The organism is Pseudomonas sp. 18175 (assembly GCF_050432925.1).
Classification (GTDB): domain Bacteria; phylum Pseudomonadota; class Gammaproteobacteria; order Pseudomonadales; family Pseudomonadaceae; genus Aquipseudomonas.
The window spans coordinates 1-20,443 of the sequence record NZ_JBKFTO010000037.1; the positions used below are offsets into that span (position 1 = coordinate 1).

Annotated in this window: 20 protein-coding genes; 5 read left to right on the forward strand and 15 right to left on the reverse strand. The window is 61.8% G+C overall.

Going from position 1 to position 20,443, the window contains the following annotated elements; translation table 11 throughout:
• Positions 1-100: 100 nt before the first annotated feature.
• From ACLD1Y_RS30165 to nac, 12 genes are all read right to left on the reverse strand, one after another.
• Positions 101-934, reverse strand: a complete 834-nt coding sequence (locus tag ACLD1Y_RS30165) for an ABC transporter substrate-binding protein (protein ID WP_017737201.1) — start codon at positions 932-934, stop codon at positions 101-103.
• Positions 935-992: 58 nt separating this feature from the next.
• Positions 993-1,721, reverse strand: a complete 729-nt coding sequence (locus ACLD1Y_RS30170) for an amino acid ABC transporter ATP-binding protein (RefSeq protein ID WP_193557565.1) — start codon at positions 1,719-1,721, stop codon at positions 993-995.
• A gap of 23 nt (positions 1,722-1,744) precedes the next feature.
• Positions 1,745-2,488, reverse strand: a complete 744-nt coding sequence (locus ACLD1Y_RS30175; protein ID WP_429481303.1) for an amino acid ABC transporter permease — start codon at positions 2,486-2,488, stop codon at positions 1,745-1,747.
• A gap of 6 nt (positions 2,489-2,494) precedes the next feature.
• On the reverse strand, positions 2,495-3,196 hold the full coding sequence (locus tag ACLD1Y_RS30180; protein WP_017737198.1) for an amino acid ABC transporter permease: 702 nt from the start codon (positions 3,194-3,196) through the stop codon (positions 2,495-2,497).
• A gap of 110 nt (positions 3,197-3,306) precedes the next feature.
• Positions 3,307-4,059: an SDR family oxidoreductase gene (locus tag ACLD1Y_RS30185; protein ID WP_429481304.1), complete on the reverse strand. Its 753-nt coding sequence runs from the start codon at positions 4,057-4,059 to the stop codon at positions 3,307-3,309.
• Between the two features lie 93 nt (positions 4,060-4,152).
• Positions 4,153-4,926: a LamB/YcsF family protein gene (locus tag ACLD1Y_RS30190; protein WP_429481305.1), complete on the reverse strand. Its 774-nt coding sequence runs from the start codon at positions 4,924-4,926 to the stop codon at positions 4,153-4,155.
• Positions 4,923-5,318, reverse strand: coding sequence for a hypothetical protein (locus ACLD1Y_RS30195; protein ID WP_429481306.1), 396 nt, complete (start codon positions 5,316-5,318; stop codon positions 4,923-4,925). The genes ACLD1Y_RS30190 and ACLD1Y_RS30195 overlap by 4 nt, the downstream gene beginning before the upstream one ends.
• Positions 5,315-6,289, reverse strand: coding sequence for a biotin-dependent carboxyltransferase family protein (locus tag ACLD1Y_RS30200; protein ID WP_429481307.1), 975 nt, complete (start codon positions 6,287-6,289; stop codon positions 5,315-5,317). The genes ACLD1Y_RS30195 and ACLD1Y_RS30200 overlap by 4 nt, the downstream gene beginning before the upstream one ends.
• Positions 6,286-6,942, reverse strand: coding sequence for a 5-oxoprolinase subunit PxpB (gene pxpB / locus ACLD1Y_RS30205; protein WP_429481308.1), 657 nt, complete (start codon positions 6,940-6,942; stop codon positions 6,286-6,288). Before pxpB ends, ACLD1Y_RS30200 begins: the two co-directional genes overlap by 4 nt.
• A complete protein-coding gene (gene accC / locus ACLD1Y_RS30210; RefSeq protein ID WP_429481309.1) occupies positions 6,939-8,291 on the reverse strand; it encodes an acetyl-CoA carboxylase biotin carboxylase subunit in 1,353 nt (450 codons plus the stop codon). The genes pxpB and accC overlap by 4 nt, the downstream gene beginning before the upstream one ends.
• A gap of 27 nt (positions 8,292-8,318) precedes the next feature.
• Entirely contained in the window at positions 8,319-8,735 is a 417-nt protein-coding gene (locus ACLD1Y_RS30215; protein ID WP_429481310.1) for an acetyl-CoA carboxylase biotin carboxyl carrier protein, read from the reverse strand.
• Between the two features lie 114 nt (positions 8,736-8,849).
• Complete coding sequence (gene nac, locus ACLD1Y_RS30220) at positions 8,850-9,755, reverse strand: nitrogen assimilation transcriptional regulator NAC (RefSeq protein WP_429481341.1); 906 nt, start codon at positions 9,753-9,755, stop codon at positions 8,850-8,852.
• A gap of 428 nt (positions 9,756-10,183) precedes the next feature.
• On the opposite strand from nac, the gene ACLD1Y_RS30225 reads away from it, so the two are divergent.
• The 3 genes from ACLD1Y_RS30225 to ACLD1Y_RS30235 all read left to right on the forward strand — a co-directional run bounded on the left by ACLD1Y_RS30225 (position 10,184) and on the right by ACLD1Y_RS30235 (position 14,330).
• Positions 10,184-11,392: an aspartate transaminase gene (locus ACLD1Y_RS30225; protein ID WP_429481311.1), complete on the forward strand. Its 1,209-nt coding sequence runs from the start codon at positions 10,184-10,186 to the stop codon at positions 11,390-11,392.
• 10 nt (positions 11,393-11,402) lie between these two features.
• Positions 11,403-12,935: an MFS transporter gene (locus tag ACLD1Y_RS30230; RefSeq protein WP_429481312.1), complete on the forward strand. Its 1,533-nt coding sequence runs from the start codon at positions 11,403-11,405 to the stop codon at positions 12,933-12,935.
• 63 nt (positions 12,936-12,998) lie between these two features.
• Positions 12,999-14,330 (forward strand): OprD family porin, encoded by a 1,332-nt coding sequence (locus ACLD1Y_RS30235; RefSeq protein WP_429481313.1) that lies wholly within the window; start codon positions 12,999-13,001, stop codon positions 14,328-14,330.
• Between the two features lie 141 nt (positions 14,331-14,471).
• Here the strand turns inward: ACLD1Y_RS30235 and ACLD1Y_RS30240 are convergent, their stop codons facing one another.
• Entirely contained in the window at positions 14,472-14,723 is a 252-nt protein-coding gene (locus ACLD1Y_RS30240) for a DUF6124 family protein (protein WP_429481314.1), read from the reverse strand.
• A 453-nt stretch (positions 14,724-15,176) separates the two neighbouring features.
• Between ACLD1Y_RS30240 and ACLD1Y_RS30245 the strand changes: the two genes are divergently transcribed.
• The gene (locus ACLD1Y_RS30245; protein ID WP_429481315.1) at positions 15,177-16,628 is read left to right on the forward strand and encodes an S-type pyocin domain-containing protein; all 1,452 of its coding nucleotides are present in this window, start codon (positions 15,177-15,179) and stop codon (positions 16,626-16,628) included.
• The gene (locus ACLD1Y_RS30250) at positions 16,625-17,110 is read left to right on the forward strand and encodes a DUF6392 family protein (protein ID WP_429481316.1); all 486 of its coding nucleotides are present in this window, start codon (positions 16,625-16,627) and stop codon (positions 17,108-17,110) included. The genes ACLD1Y_RS30245 and ACLD1Y_RS30250 overlap by 4 nt, the downstream gene beginning before the upstream one ends.
• A gap of 153 nt (positions 17,111-17,263) precedes the next feature.
• On the opposite strand, the gene ACLD1Y_RS30255 is transcribed toward ACLD1Y_RS30250, so the two are convergent.
• Together ACLD1Y_RS30255 and ACLD1Y_RS30260 are read right to left on the reverse strand one after the other, a co-directional pair.
• Entirely contained in the window at positions 17,264-18,130 is an 867-nt protein-coding gene (locus tag ACLD1Y_RS30255) for an alpha/beta hydrolase (RefSeq protein WP_429481317.1), read from the reverse strand.
• Complete coding sequence (locus tag ACLD1Y_RS30260) at positions 18,130-20,352, reverse strand: TonB-dependent siderophore receptor (protein WP_429481318.1); 2,223 nt, start codon at positions 20,350-20,352, stop codon at positions 18,130-18,132. Before ACLD1Y_RS30260 ends, ACLD1Y_RS30255 begins: the two co-directional genes overlap by 1 nt.
• Positions 20,353-20,443: the final 91 nt, after the last annotated feature.

Consider the following 20,443-nt stretch of genomic DNA (forward strand, 5'->3'; position numbering starts at 1 on the left):
GGTGGATCAGTTAACACAACTGTGACTGACCCACCGCCTTCGCGAGCAAGCCCGCTCCCACATTTTGAGCTTCGTACATCAGGTGGAAATCGGAAACGCTTTATGGCAGGGGATCGAATTTCAGGGCGCTGAGGCTCTGCACCTTGTCTTCACGCACCATCTTGTACTCGGTATTCGGCCCGATCCAACGGTCCCAGATCGCATCAATCTCGCCGGCTTTTTCCATCGCCATCAGCGACTCATTCACCTTGGCCAGAAACGCCGGTTCATCGCGACGCATACCCGCGCCAATCGGTTCCAGCGCCATCGGTTCCTTGGCAATCGCCAGTTCAACGCCGCCAGCCTTGGCCTGGTTGACCAGTTTCAACGCGGTCATGGTGTTGGTCACCAACCCCACCACCTTGTTCTGTTGCAAGGCCATGTAGGCCGAGCCGGTGTCCTGGAAGGTTACCGGGGTGGCGCCAGCGATGCGGATCGACTGCTCGGAGGTCGAGCCCTTGGTCGAGCTGATGCGCTTGTCCTTGAAGAAGCTTTTCGGCTGGTCGGCGTTTGCCGCGCGCACCACCAGGGTTTCCTTGGCGATGTAGTACGGGTCGCTGAATTGGATCTGCTCAGCGCGGGTCTTGGTGTAGGCCAGGTTGGCGAAGATCACATCGACGCGGCCCATTTTCACTTCTGGAATGCGCGCTTCAACCGACAGCGGCTTGAGTTCCAGGGCAACGCCCATGGTCTTGGCCAGGGCTTTGCACAGGTCCACGTCCATGCCTACCAGTTCGCGGGTCTTGGGGTCTGGCGCGGAGAATGGCGGCACGTCGGCGTACACGCCGCAACTCAAGGACTGCTTGGCCAGGATGTCGCTCAATTGGTCGGCCTGGGCGCACGCCACAGCCAACGGACCCAATGCCAACGCAGTAAACAGATGCTTCATACCCATGGGAAATCTCCAGAAAGTTGAACCAGCAAAATGGCAGAAGGAATCAAGCCGCCGCAGCTCAGTGGGCCCGCAGGTCGGCGATGAAGCGTTGCGCTCGCGGGTGCGAAGGCTGGGTGAAGAAGGCGTCGGGGGTGCTCTTTTCCAGAATCTGCCCCGCGTCCATAAACCAGATGGTGTCGGCCACTTCGCGGGCGAAGTTCATCTCGTGGGTCACGCACATCATGGTCATGCCGTCCTTGGCCAACCCTTTCATCACACTCAGCACTTCACCGACCATTTCCGGGTCGAGGGCGCTGGTGGGTTCGTCGAACAGCATCACCGGCGGCTCCATCGCCAGGGCGCGGGCAATCGCCACCCGCTGTTGCTGGCCGCCGGAGAGCTGCGCAGGATAGGCCCCGGCCTTGTGGGCCAGGCCCACGCGGTCGAGCAGTTCCATGGCCTTTTGCTTGGCTGCGGCGCCCTTGAGGTTGCGCAGTTTGTTGGGTGCCAGGGTGATGTTTTCCAGCACCGAGAGGTGGGGGAACAGGTTGAAGCTCTGGAACACAAAACCGACGCGGCTGCGCAGGCGGTTGATCTGGGCGTCGGTGCCGTGCACGTCCTGGCCGTCGAACAGAATCTGGCCGTTCTGGATGTCTTCCAGGCGGTTGACCGTGCGAATCAAGGTGGACTTGCCCGACCCCGAAGGCCCGCACAGCACCACCACTTCACCGGGTTGCACTTCGGCGGTGATGTCGGTGAGCGCCTGGTACTCGCCGTACCATTTATTGATTTTCGAAAACATGATCATTGGATGCATGAGCGCAGCCCTCTTCAATTATCGGTGGCCAGCAACGGCTCGCCAGGCACGGTTTGCCCGCCGTTACCCAGGCGCTTGCGCGCAATGCGTTGTTCTACCCAAGCGGCCAGGCGGGTCAGGCCGAAACACAGCAGGTAGTAGATGATCGCCAGGATGAAAAACACCTGGAACGGCTTGGTCAGCAACTGGTTGTTGACCTGGTTCGCAGCAAAAGTCACTTCCTGCACGTTGATCACGTAGCCCAAGGACGTTTCCTTGATGATCGAGATGAACTGGCTGATCAGGCTCGGCAGCGCGTTGTACAACGCCTGGGGCAGAATCACCCACACCGTGGTGCGCACATAGCCCAGGCCCAAGGCGCGGGAGGCTTCGTACTGCCCGCCAGGCAACGCCTGGATGCCGCCGCGAATGATTTCGCACAGGTACGCGCTCTGGTAGATCACCAGGGTGCACAGCATGGTCATGAAGCCGGTGATGTTATGGCCGATCAGCAACGGCACCAGGAAGTAGGTCCAGAAGATCACCATCAGCAACGGAATACCGCGCAGCACGTAGACCCACACCGTGGCCACCCAGTACAAGCCCTTCCACGGCGACACCCGCGCCAGCGCCAGCAACAGCCCGAACGGGAATGCCAACAGCAACGCCAATGCAGCCAGGATCAAGGTGCTCGCCAGGCCACCCAAAGGACCGTGGGGGTATTGGCCGATCAGGAACAGCGTCCAGTTGTTCTGCAGGATTTCAACGATATCGAACATCGCCATCTACCTCGCCAGGGCTTTGCTGAAGTGCCGGGCAAGCAATGCCCCGGCGCCCATCAGCAGCAGTGAAAACACCAGGTAGAACACCGTGGCCACCAGGTACGACTCGAAGGTACGGAACGTGTAGTTCTCCACTTCGCGGCTGGCGTAGGTCAGTTCCATCACGCCGATCGCCATGGCCAGGCTGGTGTTCTTGAACAACAGCACGGTGTGGTTGATCAGCGACGGCAGGCAGTTACGCACGCCCTGGGGCAGGATCACGTAGCGCATCGAACGCACGTAGCCCAGGCCAAGAGCGCGGGACGCTTCGGTCTGCCCGGCAGGAATCGCCCGCAGGCCGCTGCGCATGTCCTCACAGAAATACGCGGCCTGGCACAAGCCCAGGGCGATCACCGAAAACAGGTACTCGGTGTTGTGGCTGGCCAGCCACAGCTGGGCGTTTTCGCTGAGCAGGGTCGGCACACCGAAGTACCACAGCATCAATTGCACCAGTGTGGGCACATTGCGGTGGTACGACACATACCCCGCCACGAGGCGGTCGGCCAGCTTGTTGCCGGTCAGGCGCACCGTGACCAGCGTCAGCGCCAGAATCATCGCCAGCAGCCAGGCGAACAACGCCAGCTGCAAGGTCATTTCGATGCCCTTGACGATCAGCTCGGCGTACTCACCTTGCAGAATCGCGGCCAAATCGAAGTCTTGCTTCATGGTCAATCCCTATCGGCATTGGGCTAGGGCAGAAATAAAAATCACCCGGCGGGGCCGTGGCGGGATGCAGCGCTGACGGATCGATCCGTTCTGTTTTAAGCGGCTGATTTTCAGCCCTGGTAGTCCTGGGGACGCGCGGTGGAGAGCCCGCCCGGCACCTGCAAGGTCGGGGTGATTTCCATATGCCCGACGTTCACCGCAATCGGCGCGGCAATCGCAAAGGCGATGGCGTTGGCGATGTCCTCTGCCTGAGGCAGCTCAAAGCCCTCGACGAAGCGCTTGTAGGTCTCTTCGGAATCACCGTGCACATGGGCAAAGATGTCGGTGGCCACGCGACCTGGGCAAATCTCGGTAACGCGCACGCGCTTGCCGAACGCATCAATGCGCAGCTGGCGCGAGAGCATGCTCACCGCCGCCTTGGTCGCGTGGTACGTGGAGTTGCCGCCAAAGTTGTAGGCCGCCGCAATCGAGCTGATGTTGATGATGTGCCCGCAATCGCGCTCGACCATGCCCGGCAAGGCCAGGCGCGCCAGGTGCAGCACGGCGCGCAGGTTGACGTCGATCAACAGGTCGATGCCATCGGCGTCGGCCTTGAGCAGGGAGCCGGGTTTGTCGACACCGGCGTTGTTGACCAGGATGTCGAAGGTATTTTCAGCGAACAACCGGGTCAGCCCGGCAATATCGGTGACGTCGATGGCGTGGGCAATGCAGCCGGTCTTGGCGGCCAGTTCCTGCAATTTGTCGGCGCTGCGGGCCAGGGCATGCACTTGGACGCCTTCCTGGCAGAGACGCTCGACAACGGCGGCGCCGATGCCGGAGGAAGCCCCGGTGACCAGCGCGGTTTTGTAGTCGGAAAATGGCATGGGATGGTCCTTGTGCTACGGGTTATGGTTCGACTCTATCCAGCCTTCAGGCGCTGGACCAAGACGCAATGGTTGTGTGGCGATAAGGCCTGCTTATGACGCGGCCAGCAGCTGGGAAATCGGCGTGATCTGCCCACCCAGTTGCTCGATTTCCTGGCGAAGGGTGCGCGCAAGTTCAACCGCGCCAGGGGTGTCGCCGTGCAGCAGGATCGAGTGGGCCGGCACCTTCAGCACCTTGCCGCTGAGCGCCGTGACGGTGCCCTCCTCCAGCAATTGGCGCACGCGTTTTAATACCGCCGCAGGCTCCTTGATCACCGAGCCTGCGATCTTGCGCGGCACCAGCAAACAGTCATCGTCATAGGCGCGGTCGGCCAAGAACGTGGTGGCCACGCGCAGGCCGTGTTTGTCGGCGGCGCCCTCGATGGCGCGGCTGCTGGACGAACTGATGATCAGCGTCGGATCAAACGCCGCCACCGCCCGCACCAGCGGCTCGGCCAGGGCGGCATCGGCGGCGGCCATATTGCCCAGGGCGCCGTGGAAGCTCATGTGGGTCATGCGATGGCCATTCACCGCGGCCATACCGGCCAGGGCACCGAGCTGGTAGATCACGTAGGTGGCCAGTTCCTTGATCTCGATGTTCATCTGGCGGCGGCCAAAGCCCATCAAGTCGGGGAAGCCCACATGGGCGCCCAGGTCGATCCCTCCGGCCTTGGCCAGGCGCACCGTGGTGTCCATGATCAGCGGGTCGCCGGCGTGGTAACCGCAGGCAACGTTGGCCGACGAGATCAAGCTCATCAGCGCTTCATCTTCGCCCATGCGCCATGGGCCAAAACCTTCGCCGAGGTCGGCGTTCAGATCGATCTTCATGCCAGTTGCTCCAGGCCCAGGAAGGCTTCGCCGTAACCGACGAGGGTGCCGCAGGGCACGCGTACATCAATGACGCGTGCGGCAACGCTGCTGCGCTGGGGCAGCAGCAGGTCGCCCACTTGCAGCACGGCCACCAGTTGCCCGGCGGTGAGCTGATCGCCCGCCGCCACGAACGGTTCGTTGTGTTGCGGATGGGTCAGCAATAAGCGCCCCAGGCCGGTGGTGCGCAGCACCTTGTCTTCAACCACGACAGCGGCAACTGGCGCAGCGACATTGACGGCCGCCACGCCGCGCTTGAGCGTCAGGTGCACGCCAGGGCGGGTCATTTCGGCACCGGCCAGGTGGTGCTCCTTGAGCCACAGCGTCAGTTGGCGAATCTCCTCGAGGGTCATGCTTTTACTCCTTGACGGTGCAGGTCCACCAGACGGCTGACTTCTTGCAGGTAGCGTCGATTCGATTCGAGCGCGTCGACCGCTTCCTCATAAGTACATTGGATAAACCGTACCTTGCCGCCAATGGGCGCCTGGCCCAGGCGCCACAAGTCGGCCTCAATCACGCTGCCAAACTTGGGGTAGCCGCCACTTGGCTGGGCATCGCGCATTTGGATGATCGGCTGGCCGCCATGGGGCACCTGGATCACGCCGGGCACGATGCCGTGGGAGCGGATTTCCATCGGCGCGATGGGCAGCAGCGCTTGGCCTTCCATGCGATAGCCGTAGCGATTGCTTTGGGTGGTGATCTTCCACTCACCGGCCCAAAACGCGGCGCGGGACGCCTCCTGGAAACGCTCATATTCAGCGGCGGGCAGCACACGCATGGCGGGCACGCCGTCGACCTGCAACGGCAGCGCCAGGCTCGGCGCCAACACGCCAAAGTCCAACGGCAACGGGCTGATACCAGGGCGTAGGGCGCCGAGCCGATCACCCTGTTGCAAGGCGCGGCCATCCAGGCCACCAAACTCGCCACGCAATTGGGTACTGCGCGACCCCAGTACCGAAGGCACGTCCACCCCGCCGGCCAGGCACAAATAGGCACGGCTGCCGGAGGTGGGATAACCCAGGTTCAGCACCTGGCCTTCACGGCCCTGATACACCCAGTTCGGCGGCAACGGCTGGCCGTCCAACGTCGCGTCGCAGGCGGCGCCGGTCACGGCAAAGGCGCAGTCTTGCACCAGGCGTACTTCAAACGGGAACAGGGGTATTTCAATCGCAGCGGCATCTTCAGGGTTGCCCAGCAGCAGGTTGCCCAGGGCCAGGGCCAGGTGGTCCATGGCGCCCGATGTGCCCACGCCTTGACCCAGGCTGCCGAAACGGCCGAAGTCCTGCACGGTGGCCAGGGCGGTGGCCGATAGAATCTCGATCATCGAATGATCCTCTCGATGCGCAAGCGCAGGAAATCACCCGGCCGCAGGATGGCCGGCGGGGTTTGCGCCGGGTCGAAAAATGACATTTCGGTACGGCCAATGGTGTTCCAGCCGCTGGGGCCGGCCGAGGCGGAGACGCCGGTCTGCACCCCGCCGATGGACACCGAGCCCGCGCCGATATTCAGCACCGGCACCTGCCGACGTGGCGTGGCCAGGCGCTGATCCATGCCGCCGAGGTAGCAATAACCGGGGTGGCTGCCCAGGGCATACACCGGGTACAGCGGTTCGCAATGCAGGTTGGCGATGGTCTCGATATCCAGCCCGGTGTGGGCAATCACATCGTTCATATGCGGGCCGAATTCGCCGCCGTAGACCACCGGCAGCTCGACGATACGGCCTTCCAACGGCAACGGTTCGCTCTGTTCCCAGGCGTGCAGCAGGCGTTCGCACAGCGCGTTCAGTTCACGCGGCGGCTTGAGAAACGTCAGCATCAGGTTGTTCATGCCCGGCACGGCTTCGTGGATTTCCGGCCACTCGCCGGCTTGCAGGGCCAGGCTCCAGATGCGTTGCTGCGGGGCCAGGTCCAGCTCGCCAGGCGCTTCGAACAACAAGGCGCTGGAGCCCAACAGGCTGATGTGGGGGGTGGTGCTCATGTCGGGCTCCTTTGCTGCAACCAGCGCTCCAGGTGGTGAATATCAACGCCGCCCTGTTGAAAGGCCGGGTCTTCGAGAATGTCGCGGTGCAGCGCAATATTGGTGCTGATGCCTTCCACCACGATTTCACGCAAGGCCAGGCGCATACGGGCCATGGCCTCGTCGCGGGTGGCGCCGTGGGTGATGACCTTGGCCACCATCGAGTCGTAATACGGCGGCACGCGGTAGCCGGTGGTGACGTGGGAGTCCACACGCACACCAAAGCCGCCGGGTACTTCCCAGCGCGTAACCAGGCCGGGGGTGGGCATGAAGGTGGCCGGGTCTTCGGCGTTGATGCGGCACTCCAGGGAGTGGCCGTTAAGCTGCACATCCTCTTGGCGCAGGCTCAGCACTTCGCCACGGGCCATGCGCAGTTGCTGCTGCACGATGTCGATGCCGGTGGTCATTTCCGTGACCGGGTGCTCGACCTGCAAACGGGTGTTCATCTCGATAAAGAAGAACTCGCCGTCTTCATAGAGGAATTCAAACGTGCCGACGCCGCGATAACCGATCTGGCGACACGCCTCGGCGCAGCGTTCGCCGACCTTGGCGATCAACGCCGGATCAATCCCCGGCGCCGGGGCTTCTTCCAACACTTTCTGGTGGCGGCGTTGCAGCGAGCAGTCGCGGCAGCCGAGCCAGATCGCATGGCCGTGGGCATCGCACAGCACCTGGATTTCCACATGACGCGGGTGGCCGAGGAATTTCTCGATATAGAGTTCCGGGTTGCCGAAGGCCAAGCGTGCTTCTTCACGGGTAAGGCCAATGGCGGCGAGCAAGTCAGCCTCCTCCTGCACCACCCGCATGCCGCGCCCACCACCACCGCCGGCGGCCTTGACGATCACCGGGTAGCCGATGTCGGCAGCGATGGCGAGGATGCTCGCGTCGTCGGTCGGCATCGTCGAATCCGGCCCTGGCACGCAAGGCACACCGGCTTCACGCATGGCGCGCTTGGCCGCCACCTTGTCGCCCATGGTGCGAATGCACGCGGCACTGGGCCCGATAAAGGTCAGGCCGGCGGCTTCGATGCGTTCGGCGAAACCAGCGTTTTCCGAGAGAAAACCGTAGCCCGGGTGAATGGCCTGGGCGCCGGTGACCTTGGCGGCAAACAGCAAGGCGCTCTGGTTGAGGTAACTCAGGCCAGGCGCGGCCGGGCCGATGCACAGCGACTCATCGGCGTTTTGCACATACTGCGCGTGGCGGTCGGCTTCGGAGTACACCGCCACGGTCTTGATACCCAGGCCATGGCAGGCACGCTGAATGCGCAGGGCGATTTCGCCACGGTTGGCGATCAGCACTTTGTCGAACATTGAATTCACCTGAATAACAAATGGGGGTCAACCGAGGCGGAACAGGGCCTGGCCGGCTTCGACTTCCACCCCGGCCTGGGCCAGGATCTGCACAAGCTTGCCGGCGGCCTTGGCCTTGACCGGGTGGAACATCTTCATCGCCTCGATCACCGCCACGGTCTGGCCGGCTTCGATGGCTTGGCCCACGGTCACGAACGGCGGCTCACCCACGGCGGGCGTCAGGTGCAGCACGCCATAGAGGCTGGCCTTGATCTCAATCGCAGCGGCTGCTGTGGTGGCTGCGGCTTTTGGCGGTGCAGCCACAACCGCGGGTGCAACAGTGCTAACGCCCTGCCCCGCCTGCTTGAAGAGCCGCAATGTGCTGTCGCCTTCGGTGAGGCTCAGCTCCAGCAGATCGGATTCGGCCAGCAAATCCATCAACCCTTTAATACGTGCTGAATCCATAGGTGGCCCCTGCCTGTCGAACGTGTCTTGAGTAGATGACCTCAATCTACCGAGCCCCATTAAAAGCGGCCAAGACGCTTTGGCTTTGGGGTGATAAGCCGACCTTATGACCGTTCAAACCGGGTTGCCACGCATCTGCGCCACCAGCTCCAGCAAGATCGCCTTGACCGCCTGGGCCGGCACCGACAGCGGCAAATGCCCAGACAAACACAACGCCAGCGGCGCCTCCACTTCGGGCTCGACGATGCGGCACATCTGCACCGCAGGCTCTTGCGCCAGCACCCGCGCCGACGATTCGGGGAGGATGGTGGAACCGAAATGATCGGCCACCGCCGCGGTCAGCGTGGTGGACGACTCGATCTCGGCCACCACCCGTGCACTGAGGCCAATGCGCAGAAAGGCTTCGTCGACCATGCGGCGCATCACGTTGTAAGGACGCGGCAGCAGCATGTCCATATCGGCCAGGTCGGCCAGGGCGATCTCATCACGGCCAACCAGCGCCGGATCGGCACTGACCAGGTACAGCGGCTCGCGTAGCAGCGAGACAAAACTCAAGCCATGCACTTCGCGCCCGCCGTAGAGCACGGCCATGTCCATGCGCCCGTTCATGATCAGCTCGCTCAGGGTGGTGCCGAAATTCTCATTGAGGTACAGCAAGATGCCGGGGTGGCGTTCGCGCACGGTGCGCAGCAGTGGCAACGACAACGTAGACGCCGCCGTACCCGGTGCCAACCCCACCGACACCTGCCCGGACAGCGCGTGGCCGGTGGCGTTGATATCGCTCTGCGCCTGCTCGCACTGGCGCAGGATGATTTGCGCGTGGCCGTAGAGCACCTTGCCGGCTTCGGTGGGGGTGACGCCGCGCTTGGTGCGGATCAGCAGTTGTTGTTGCAACTCGGCTTCGAGGGTGGCCAGTTGTTGGCTCAGCGCCGGTTGGGCCACATGCAGCACGTCGGCGGCCTGGGTCATGCTGCCGATGTCGACGAGTTTCACAAAGTACTTCAATCGGCGCAGGTTCAAGTGGGCGGTGCTCATGTGGGGGACGGTGGCTGACACGACATCTGTAGTGAGCGGGCTCGCCCCGCGCTGGGTGGCGAAGCCGCCCCAAATCCGGCTACCGCGTTTTACCTGACACAGCGCGGCGGTCTTGTTGGGGCGGCTTCGCCACCCAGCGCGGGGCGAGCCCGCTCACTACAATTAAATCTGCGTACAGCAGGGGGATTTGCAAAAGGCAGGCCAGCCCCACAACCAGCCATAAGCCTTTGCTATGGCTAGCCCCAAATCCCCCAAACAAGCACCTGTGCGGCGCACGCCCGGCTGGACGCACCCACATGGTGCAGCCCCAGCCATAAGCACTGCCTATCAACCCAGAACGATCTCGTCTTATGAGCCCTTCCCCCGCGCCTCGTACTGTGGCCCCTGTCAACGCCACCAACGAGGAACGCCCCGTGACTGCCTCCCGCATCGCCGCCCGTGTGCAACGCATCAAACCATCGCCCAGCAGCGCCGCGTCCGACCGCGCCAACGAGCTGCGTCGCCAAGGCCAGTCCATCATCAACCTGGTGGTGGGCGAGCCGGACTTCGACACCCCCGCCAACATCCGCCAGGCCGCCAGCGCCGCGATTGAACGCGGTGAAACCCGCTACACCCAAAACGCCGGCACCCCGGAACTGCGCCAAGCCATCGTCGACAAACTCGCCCGCGAAAACGGCCTGAGCTACAGCGCCAGCCAAGTACTGGTGACCAGCGGCGCCAAGAGCGCGATCTTCAACGCCTTCGCCGCCACCTTGGGCGCTGGCGATGAAGTGCTGATCCCGGCGCCGTACTGGGTGTCTTACCCGGACATGGTGCTGGCCTGCGAAGGCGAGCCCGTGACCCTGGCCTGCCCGGAGCATGAAGGCTTCAAGCTGACCCCGGCGCAACTGCGCAGCGCCATCACCGAACGCACCCGCTGGCTGCTGCTCAACTCGCCGAGCAACCCCACCGGCGCCAGCTACAGCGCCGCTGAACTGCGCGCCCTGGCCGATGTGCTGCTGGACTACCCCCATGTGCTGCTGATGACCGATGACATCTACGAGCACATCCGCTACGAAGGCCTGGACAACCCGCACATCCTGGCCATTGAACCGGCACTGAACGACCGCACCCTGGTGGTCAATGGCGTGTCCAAGACCTACGCCATGACCGGCTGGCGCATCGGCTACGCCGCCGGCCCCGCCGACCTGATCGGCGCCATGGCGACGTTGCAATCGCAGTCCACCAGCAATGCCTGCTCGGTGAGCCAGGCCGCTGCGCTGGAAGCCCTGAACGGCGACCAAAGCTTCGTCAAGCACAGCGTCGAGGTGTACCAGCAACGTCGCGACCGCTGCCTGGACCTGCTCAATGCGATCCCAGGCCTGAGTTGCCGCAAGCCCGATGGCGCGTTTTACCTCCACGTGAACTGCGGCGGCCTGCTGGGCAAAAAAACCGCCGACGGCAAAACCCTCAACAGCGACAGCGAAGTGGTGATGTACCTGCTGGAAAGCCAGGGCGTGGCGGTGGTCGCCGGTACGGCCTATGGCTTGGCGCCGTTCTTCCGTATGTCGATTGCCACCGATATCAGCACCCTCGACCAAGGCTGCGCGCGCATCGCCGCTGCCGTCGCTGCGTTGCGCTGAGGACGCTGCAATGACCGTGGCGGCCCACCCTCCCCTGAGTTTCAAGCAAGCCTTGTTGGCGATGATTGGCATCTCGTTGGTGCTGATGCTCTCGGCACTGGACCAGACCGTGATTGGCAACGCGTTGCCGAGCATCGTCGCCGAGCTGAACGGCTTTGAACTCTATGCCTGGGTCGCCACCGGTTATCTGTTGGCGTCGATTGTCACCATCCCGATTTTCGGGCGGCTGGGGGATTACTACGGGCGCAAGCCGTTCGTGCTGGCCGCTACGTTGATTTTCACCCTGGCCTCCCTGGTCTGTGCGCTGGCCAATGACATGCTGGTGCTGGTGATCGGCCGCGCACTGCAAGGCATCGGCGGCGGCATGCTGATCGGCACCGCGTTTGCCTGCATCCCCGAGCTGTTCCCCGATACTCGCCAACGCCTGCGCTGGCAGATGCTGTTGAGCGCGCTGTTCAGCGTGGTCAATGCCATCGGGCCGGGCTTGGGTGGCTACCTCACCGGGGCCTTTGGTTGGCGCTCGGTGTTCTACATCAACCTGCCGTTGGGCTGCGTGGCGCTGTTGATTGCCTGGCGCTTCTTGCCTTGGTATCGCCCGCAACACCGGACAGGCATTCGCCTGGACTGGCCCGGTGCACTGCTGATCGCCCTGGCCCTGGGCAGCCTGCAATTGTTTGTGGAGTGGCTGGGGCATTCGAGCCTGGCGTTGAGTGCGGCACTGGGTGTGGGTTGTATCGCGGCGGTGATTGCGCTGTGGCATTGGGAGCGGCGCTGCCCCCACGCACTGCTGCCGGCGGCGTTATTGGGGCTGCCGAGTCTGCGTCTGTTGTTCACGTTGTCGGTAGCGGCCGGGGCGATCATGTTTTCCCTGCTGTTCTACTTGCCGCTGTTGCTGCAAGGCGCTTATGGGTATTCGCCCCAGGACGCCGGTTTGCTGATTACGCCGCTGGCGCTGAGCATCACCCTCGGCGCCATCGTCAACAGCCGCATCGTCACCCGCTTGCGCAACCCCAACTATTTGCCCCTGGGCGGTTTTGTCGCGCTGCTGCTGGCGTGCCTGGGGTTGGCGGTGGTTGGGCGTGGGGCGTCGTTTAACGTGCTGCTGGGGCTGATTCTGCTGGCGGGGTTGGGGCTGGGGTTCATCTTGCTCAACCTCACGGTGTTCACCCAGACGTTGGCCGAGCGGCAGTTTCTTGGGATTGCTACCGCGCTGACCCAATCCCTACGCCTGGTCGGCGGTTTGCTCGGCACTGCCGGCATGGGCGTGCTGGTCAACCTGCTGTACAGCGCCAACTTGCAGCGGGTGTTTCTCGCCGCCGATCACGCCGAGGGCATTGCCCAATACGCCGACCCGCAAGCCCTGCTGCATTCCAATCTTGAGGCCTCGCCCTGGCTGAACCTGGCCCGCGATGCGCTGGCTCAATCTGTAGGCGTGGGCCTGTTGCTGTGCGCCGGGATCGGCGTGCTGGCCCTGTTCATTCTGTACCGCTTGCCGCCGGTGCGACTGCATGTCGTGCCCGCCACCGTTGCTCCTGAAAAATAAGAAACATTTCACTGCCGCTTTTGACTGCCCTAAAAAAACCAAACACACATGGGGATGACACCGATGGAGCTTTTCAATCGCGCACCAAAAGTACTCGCCGGCCTTTGCGGCCTGATGATTGCCCAACAGGGCTACGCCGCAGGTTTTGTGGAAGACAGCAAGCTCAACGTGCTGGCCCGCAACTTCTTCAGTAACGCCGACAACCGCAGCGGCGCGGCCGACCCCAACTACACCCAGGAATGGGGCCAGGGGTTTATCGCCAACTTCGAGTCGGGTTTCACCCAAGGCACCGTGGGCTTCGGCGTGGATGCCATCGGCATGTTCGGCGTGCGCCTGGACTCGGGCAAAGGCCGCCACTACAACCCGGAAAGCACCGCATTCAACGGCAACATCTTCCCCACCGACCATGACGGCCGCGCCGTGGACGAGTTCGGCAGCCTGGGCCTGACCGCCAAGGCGCGCTTTGCCAAGACCGAACTGAAATACGGCACCCTGGTACCGATGCTGCCGGTGGTGATGTCCACCGATCGCATGCTGCAACAGACCTTCAACGGCGGCCAGGTGCAGTCCAAGGACCTGGACAACTTCACCTTCACCCTCGGCCAACTCGAACACGTGAAGGGCCGTGGATCGAGCAACCAGATGGGCATGTCGATCCCCGGCGCCAACAACGCGGTGACCGGCACGTTCGTCAATAAGTTCTACTACGGCGGTGTGGACTACAAACCCACCAAAGACCTGACCTTGCAGTACTACTACGGCAACTTGCAGGACTTCTACAAACAGAACTTCCTGGGCCTCAAATACGACTGGAAGGTCGGCCCCGGCACCCTGCGTACCGACCTGCGTCACTTCGACAACCGCTCCGACGGCGCCAACAGCAACGACCCGGCCTACTACACCCTCGGCTACTACGGCGACGGCGTGACCAAAGGCAAAGTCGACAGCCGCCTGAGCAGTGCGTTGTTCACCTATCTGGTCGATGGCCACACCATTGCCGCCGGCCTGCAACAAGTCAGCGGCGACAGCGATGCGGTGTGGTTGAACCAGGGTGACGGTTCCACGGCGTACTTCATGACCGAGTCGATGATCGGCAAATTCCAACGCGCCGGTGAAACCACCTGGCAAGTGCGCTACGGCTACGACTTCGCCACCGTCGGCGTACCGGGCCTGAGCTTTATGGGCATGTACGAAAGCGGCTCGAACATCCGTACCCCGACGGGGGATAAAAGCGAGTGGGAACGTAACTTGACCGTGAGCTATGTGATCCAGCAAGGGCCGCTGAAGAATTTGAGCATTGCGTTGCGCCATGCGTCGTTGCGCACCGAAGTGACGACGCAGCGGGACAGTGATGAGCATCGGGTGATCATCAGCTATCCGATCAACATCTTGTAAAACTCAACCCATCATTCAGCCCGAATGAAGATCAAATGTGGGAGCGGGCTTGCTCGCGAATGCGGTGTGTCAGTCAACAGATTTATTGACTGAACCACCGCATTCGCGAGCAAGCCCGCTCCCACAGTTTGAGCTGTGTAGTTAGCGACTTGCAGTGCTCGTCTGGTCGCCGCCGTCATGCATCCGATCTGCAAGCAACTGCGCCAACTCAATTAACTGCGCAATGCCCAGCAACTCCTCGCGCTTTGCACCTTCCAGATTAAAGGCCAGGTCGCAGCTCAGCGCATTGGCCGAAGCGAGTGTTTCAGTGAGGTTGACCAGCAGGTCTTCGCTGCTGATGCCATCGACCACGGTGAATAGACGGATGGGGGGATTGGGAGTGGGTTTAATCATTGTGAAGCTCCTAGGGAAAGTGGTGCTGCCACTGATCGCCGCGACGCGAAGTGGGTGGCAGCTGTACGCAGGTTCGCGGACCGGTCCCCAGGAAACCCGGCATACCCGAAGGTATCCCGCGCACAGCCGCCATAGCGCCGCACAGTAGACGATAAAAAAGCGCCAACTGAAAGCAGACGATGACGCTAGGCGTCCATAGGGATCCGGGCCGCGACGCCCGACCGCTGAGTATTCAGCGGTGTTCGGAGACTAGAGATCGAAGTTCCTAGGGGCAGCCGCAAAACCTTGTCGGACGTTTCTGTTTCTTTGGGTACCTAGCCGAACGGTCAGTTGTTTGGTTTTCCTTCCTTGCGCAGCATCTTCCTGGCGCCACTTCGGCGCGATTCCCTTGGTAGCGATGCGACGCCCTGTTGGCGTTTGAGCTTCGCTGCGCGCTTAAAAAGGAAGGCACAGATGAAGCGCTACAACATCACCACCGGCGCGACCACCACCGCAGGCGGCAAAGTGATCAGCGGCTGGGAGCGCGCCAGGTTTCGCGGTGAAATGGTCGCCAGGGCAGGTGATCGTGTTTCTTGCCCGGCCTGCGGCACTGTGGGCGTCATCGTCTGCGTCGGCCCTCATCTGGCCGAACACTGGGGCGGTAAGGAAGCAGCGCTTGAGGGCGATCTTTGTCTATGTGAATGCAAACCGTCGCCGACACTCATCGCCAACCAGCGCTTCAAATGCCAGGACTTCACAAGGCAGCCCCAACCTGACGCCAACTCACGGACAAGCCCGCCGCCCTCCAATTTTTCCACACCCTCCGTAACGAGCCGATCTGCCGACGTTTGTGTATTTGCCAAGTCCTGCGTCTCGGTGCCTGCGGGTTCCACGGCGGCGGGACAGGCTACGGAACGTGCGTCCAACTTTGGTACCACTGCGCTGCTGGCTTCGACAGGCGCTGCCGGCACTGTCGGGCGTGTTGCTGGAACGCTGGGCAGTGAACTTGGCACTTGGGCAGTACGCGGAGTGGCGGGTGCAAGTGCCGCAGTGAACTTCGTCCTGTTGGCTTTTTTGCCAAGGGATATCGGAGATTCAACCCTCTACACGCCTGAACAGCTGGCGAACATGCAGTCCGCAAGCACACGAGTGCGGTTTCAGTTTAGGCAGGATGAAACGGGGGAAATAGGGATCTACGGCATCCATACGAAACCGGGCAGTGGCTCGGATCGGGTGCCCGTCGCACACGCCCGATGGAATACGGACAAGAGCGCAATGGTGGCGGTGCTGGACGGCATCAGCATCATCTGGACGCCGAATAACGGGCCGGTGGTCAGTGCGCCTAGCCCGTATCCGGGTGCATCGGAGCGGCTGGATAACTTGCTCGTTCATCCGATTGCGGCAGGCCAAGACTCAGCCATAACGCACTACCCCGGTAGGGATGCAGAAGACCTGACCTGGCTGGATACGATCATTACGTTTCCAGCTGATTCGGGTGTGGCGCCGTTGTATTTGGTGTTTGCCAAGCCGGCTGTGAAGCCGTTGGAGGTTGATGTCTATGGTGCGTTCGACGGCCGACCAAGAAACGGTTTACATGTTGACCACATGCCTTCGCAGGCTGCGTTAAGACGTGTGTTGAAAGAGATCGCTCCCGACCTGAGCGCGCGAAAAATTCAGGAGTACCTGAAAAATGCCGCCAGTGTGGCAATTCCTGCCCACACTCACCGTCAGTACAGCGAAACATACGGCGGACGCAATAGCGAAGCCAGACAGACCCAGGATGCATATGACCTGAGGGCAGCAGTAGACAGCAACCTATCCGCGATAAAACCTTACCTATTGTCAGACGGATATTCCGCAGAGCAAATTGAGACAGTCCGACGCCAGATGCATGACATCAATCAGACTCAAGGGTGGTATCAATGAACGCCGCAGCAATTAATACGTGGGTTAAACACTTGGGTCGCAATCACGACGATTTGGTTAAAGAAGGAGTCGTTCCCAATCAATCACTTACACCGTTGCTGGATCATTCGGAAAACGAAGAATGGGTTCAATATCCAGCTCAAGGAGTGGAACTCTGGTTTCTGAAAGAAAACAAAATACTCGAGAAAATTTTATTAACGCTCGTTCAAACGGATGATGGGTGTCCAGCCTACTGCGGAAGCTTGCCGTCACCCTTTGAACGTCATATGACTCAGTCCAGCGTCCGCAACCAATTTGGAATGCCTTTCAAATCCCTTAGCTCAGTCACAATCCCGGGCAGCGGTGGCAAAAAGAGTGGCGGCTGGGATGCATATGGATTGCATGAGGATGTCCACCCCCGTGCCCATGTGGGATTCAGCTACAGCTCCGATTTGACAGTAGAAACGGTTGCGTTCGCTCTGAATGATGGCGAACTTGATTAGCAGCTGGCACTCCCCAATGCCGAGCTGCTACGCCTTTTTGTCGTAGCGAGTTTGCTCACGAAAAACCTCAACGATAAGGCGTGAAATCTGGATAGGTGCCGTTCCTTTTTGAGCTCTTCGCGAGCAAGCTCGCTCCTACAGATATTAGCTGCGTTAAGGCTGGCTTAGGTGTTCAAGCGTATAGCGCAGCGACGCCGGCAACATCGGGCCGTGACCCAGACCAGGAAAGGCCTGGTACTCCACCTTCAACCCTTGCACTCGCTGCAAATCCCCCAACAGTTTCTTCGCTGCCCCATCCCCTTTCGGCCCATGCTGCATCGACGGGCTCGCCGGTTCCTCATCCCCGCGCATCATCAGCAAGGTTGGGTGTTTACCCTTGAGGCGCTGCGCTAAGCCATCGGCATGAATCACCCCACCGTTCCACCACAGCGACGGGCTGGCGGCGGCGTATTCGTCGAATGCGTCCGGCCGGGTCATCAGCGCGTACAGCACCAACAACCCACCGTAGGAGTGGCCCCACAGCACCTGGCGCTTGGGTTTTTCTTCCAGGCGTTGGTTGATCAGCGGGCGGATTTGCTGGGTAAGCAGATCCAGGAACTGCTCCGCCCCGCCACTGGCCACGTCGGTCAGAGGGTCGCGTTGCTCGCCCTCGCCCACCTGCGGCGTGTAGTCGAAGGTGCGCGCAGTGCGTTCAATGCGCAGCGGTGTGGCGTAGCCGACCGCCACCAGCACCGGCGGCGTGGGGCTGTGGGACAGGCGGTTGAGCAGTTGCGTGTCCAGTGCGGCCATGGCCGCGTTGCCGTCGAGCAGGTAGGCGACCGGGTTGGCCGCGCTCACGCTGAGCGGGCGGCCAAGCCAGATGCGGTAGTGCCGTGCACCGTCGGCGGAGTCCAGTTCCAGGGTGCTGAAACTGTAATCGCTGGCTTCGCGCAACACTGGGGCGTCCATCAACTGGTCCGGTGCCGGCTTGGCGTAGACGAACGACGTAAAAAGCAGCGCCAAAAAAATCCCCCGGCGCATCAGAACGACGCCGTCAGGCTGGTGAACAAGGTGCGCCCGGACTGGTTGTAAGTAGCCGCGCCCGCGCCGTCGATGTTGTTCACGCCTTGGGCATTACCTTCGCGCCACAGGCGTTTGTCGAAGACGTTATCCACGCCAGCGGTAAGGCTCAGGTTCTTGGTGATGGCGTAAGTACCGCTGACACCGGCAATGGCGTACGGCGACAGTTGGTTGTTGGCCGAACCGGTCACGCGATTGCCGTGGTAGTCGTATTTTTTCGGGGTTTGCTTGCCGTACCAGGCCACGTTCGCTTGCAGGGACAGGTCTTGGGTCACCTGCCAATCAAGCATGGAGTTGAGGGTGAACTTCGGCGTTACCGAGAGCACATCGCCGGTCTGTTTGTTTTTCGATTGCAGCATGTAGGTGAAGTTGTTGGTCCAGGTCAACGATTCGGCCAACGGCAAGGTGAGGTTGCCTTCGAGCCCTTCGACCAGTGCCTTTGGCACGTTTTCCCACTGGAACACGTTGGCACCGGCAGTGGTGCCAGTGCCGCCGGTGGCGGTGCCGACCGGGGTCAGGCCGGATTCGATCTTGTTCTTGTAGTCGTTACGGAAATACGTCAGCCCGGCGACCACGCCGTCGTTACGGTACTCGATACCCAGCTCTTTGTTGACGCTGGTTTCTGCCTCAAGGTCGGCGTTGCCTTGCAGGTAGCAACTCTTGGTCGAGCCGTAGCAACCCTGGCCGTTGCTGTACAGCAGGTAGTTGGGGTTGAGCTGATACAGGTTCGGCGCCTTGTATGAACGGGCGATGCCGGCCTTCAAGGTCAGGGTGTCGGTGAGCACCTGGGACAGGTTCAACGACGGGCTCCAGTTGTCGCCGACGATATCGTGGTGGTCCAGGCGCAGGCCGGGGGTCAGGCGCGTGCCGGGGCGCAGCTCGATGTTGTCTTCGGCAAACACCGAGAAGATCCGCGACGACGACGTGCTGCTGCGGTTGGTGCTGGTCAGCCCGGCCACGCTGCCGCCTGCGGTGGTGGTCTGGGTGTTGGCGCTCGGGTCGTCGAGCTTGGACTCGACCCACTCGGTGCCCAGGGTCAGTACCTGTTCGAAACCCGCGTGCAGCGGCAGGCTGACTTCGCCGTGGGCGGTCAGGTCGCGCAGTGTGGTGGTGTAGAAATCGGTGTTGGCGAAGATGCCTTCGGTGCCGCCCGCAAGGCCTTCGTTGATGCGGCTGTTACGGGTCTTTTCGTATTGCAGGTAGGCCAGGCTGGTGCCCAAATCCCATTCGCCACGGTGGGTCAGCGCGTAGTGTTCGCGGTAGAGGATGTTGGTCTCATGGCCGAGCATGCTTTTCACGCTGGCATTGCTGTTGGTGTTCTGGGTGTCGCCGGTGTAGATGTTGCCCTGGCGGCTGAAACCGGCCTCCAGGTCGAGGGTTTGCTCAGGGGTCATTTTCCAGCTGAGCAGGCCGTTGACGTCCTTGTTGCGCACGCCTTCGCGCCCCGCCGGCAGCGTGCCGATCTGGGTGCCGTAGCGGGTGGACTCGTGGCCGCTGTTGATGTCGGCATCGTCGGCGTTGGTCTTGGCGATGTTGCCGTACACGCGGTAGCTGAGGTTATCGGTGATCGGGCCGTTGAGGCCGAAGTTCATGCGCTCGGTTTCGCCTTCGTCTTTGTGCTGGGCGAAGTTGTGGTAGATCGTGGCCGAGCCGTGGGTTTCGGTGCCCGGTTGCTTGGTGATGATGTTCACCACGCCACCCGCCGCGCCGTTGCCATAACGGGCGGCGGCCGGGCCACGGATGACTTCGATGCGCTCCACTTGGTCGGCCGGTACCCAGTTGGTGTCGCCACGGCTGTCACGCTCTCCGCGCCAGCCGTAGCGCACCGAGTTGCGGCTGCTGACCGGTTTACCGTCCACCAGGATCAAGGTGTTTTCCGGGCCCATGCCACGGATGTCGATCTGGCGGTTGTTGCCACGCTGGCCGCTGCTGGAGTTGCCGGTGAGGTTGACGCCCGGCATGGTGCGGATGATCTCCGACAGGTCGTTGGCCGGTGGGCGTTTCTTGATGTCTTCGGCGGTGATGATCGACACGCCGGGCATCTGCTTGATCTCTTCTTCAGCCGTGCCCAATACGGTCTGGGTGGGCAGCTCCATCTGCGCCGGCGTTTCGGCCTCGGCGGCATAGCTGCTGATAGGCAGCAGGCTGCAAATACTCACGGCAAGCAAGGACAAGCGGAACATGGGGCGATCTCCAAACGTCAACCCGACCGATAGCGGCGGGCCATCAAAGAGCGCAGATGATAATCAGATGCAATAACGAGTAAAGAAACTT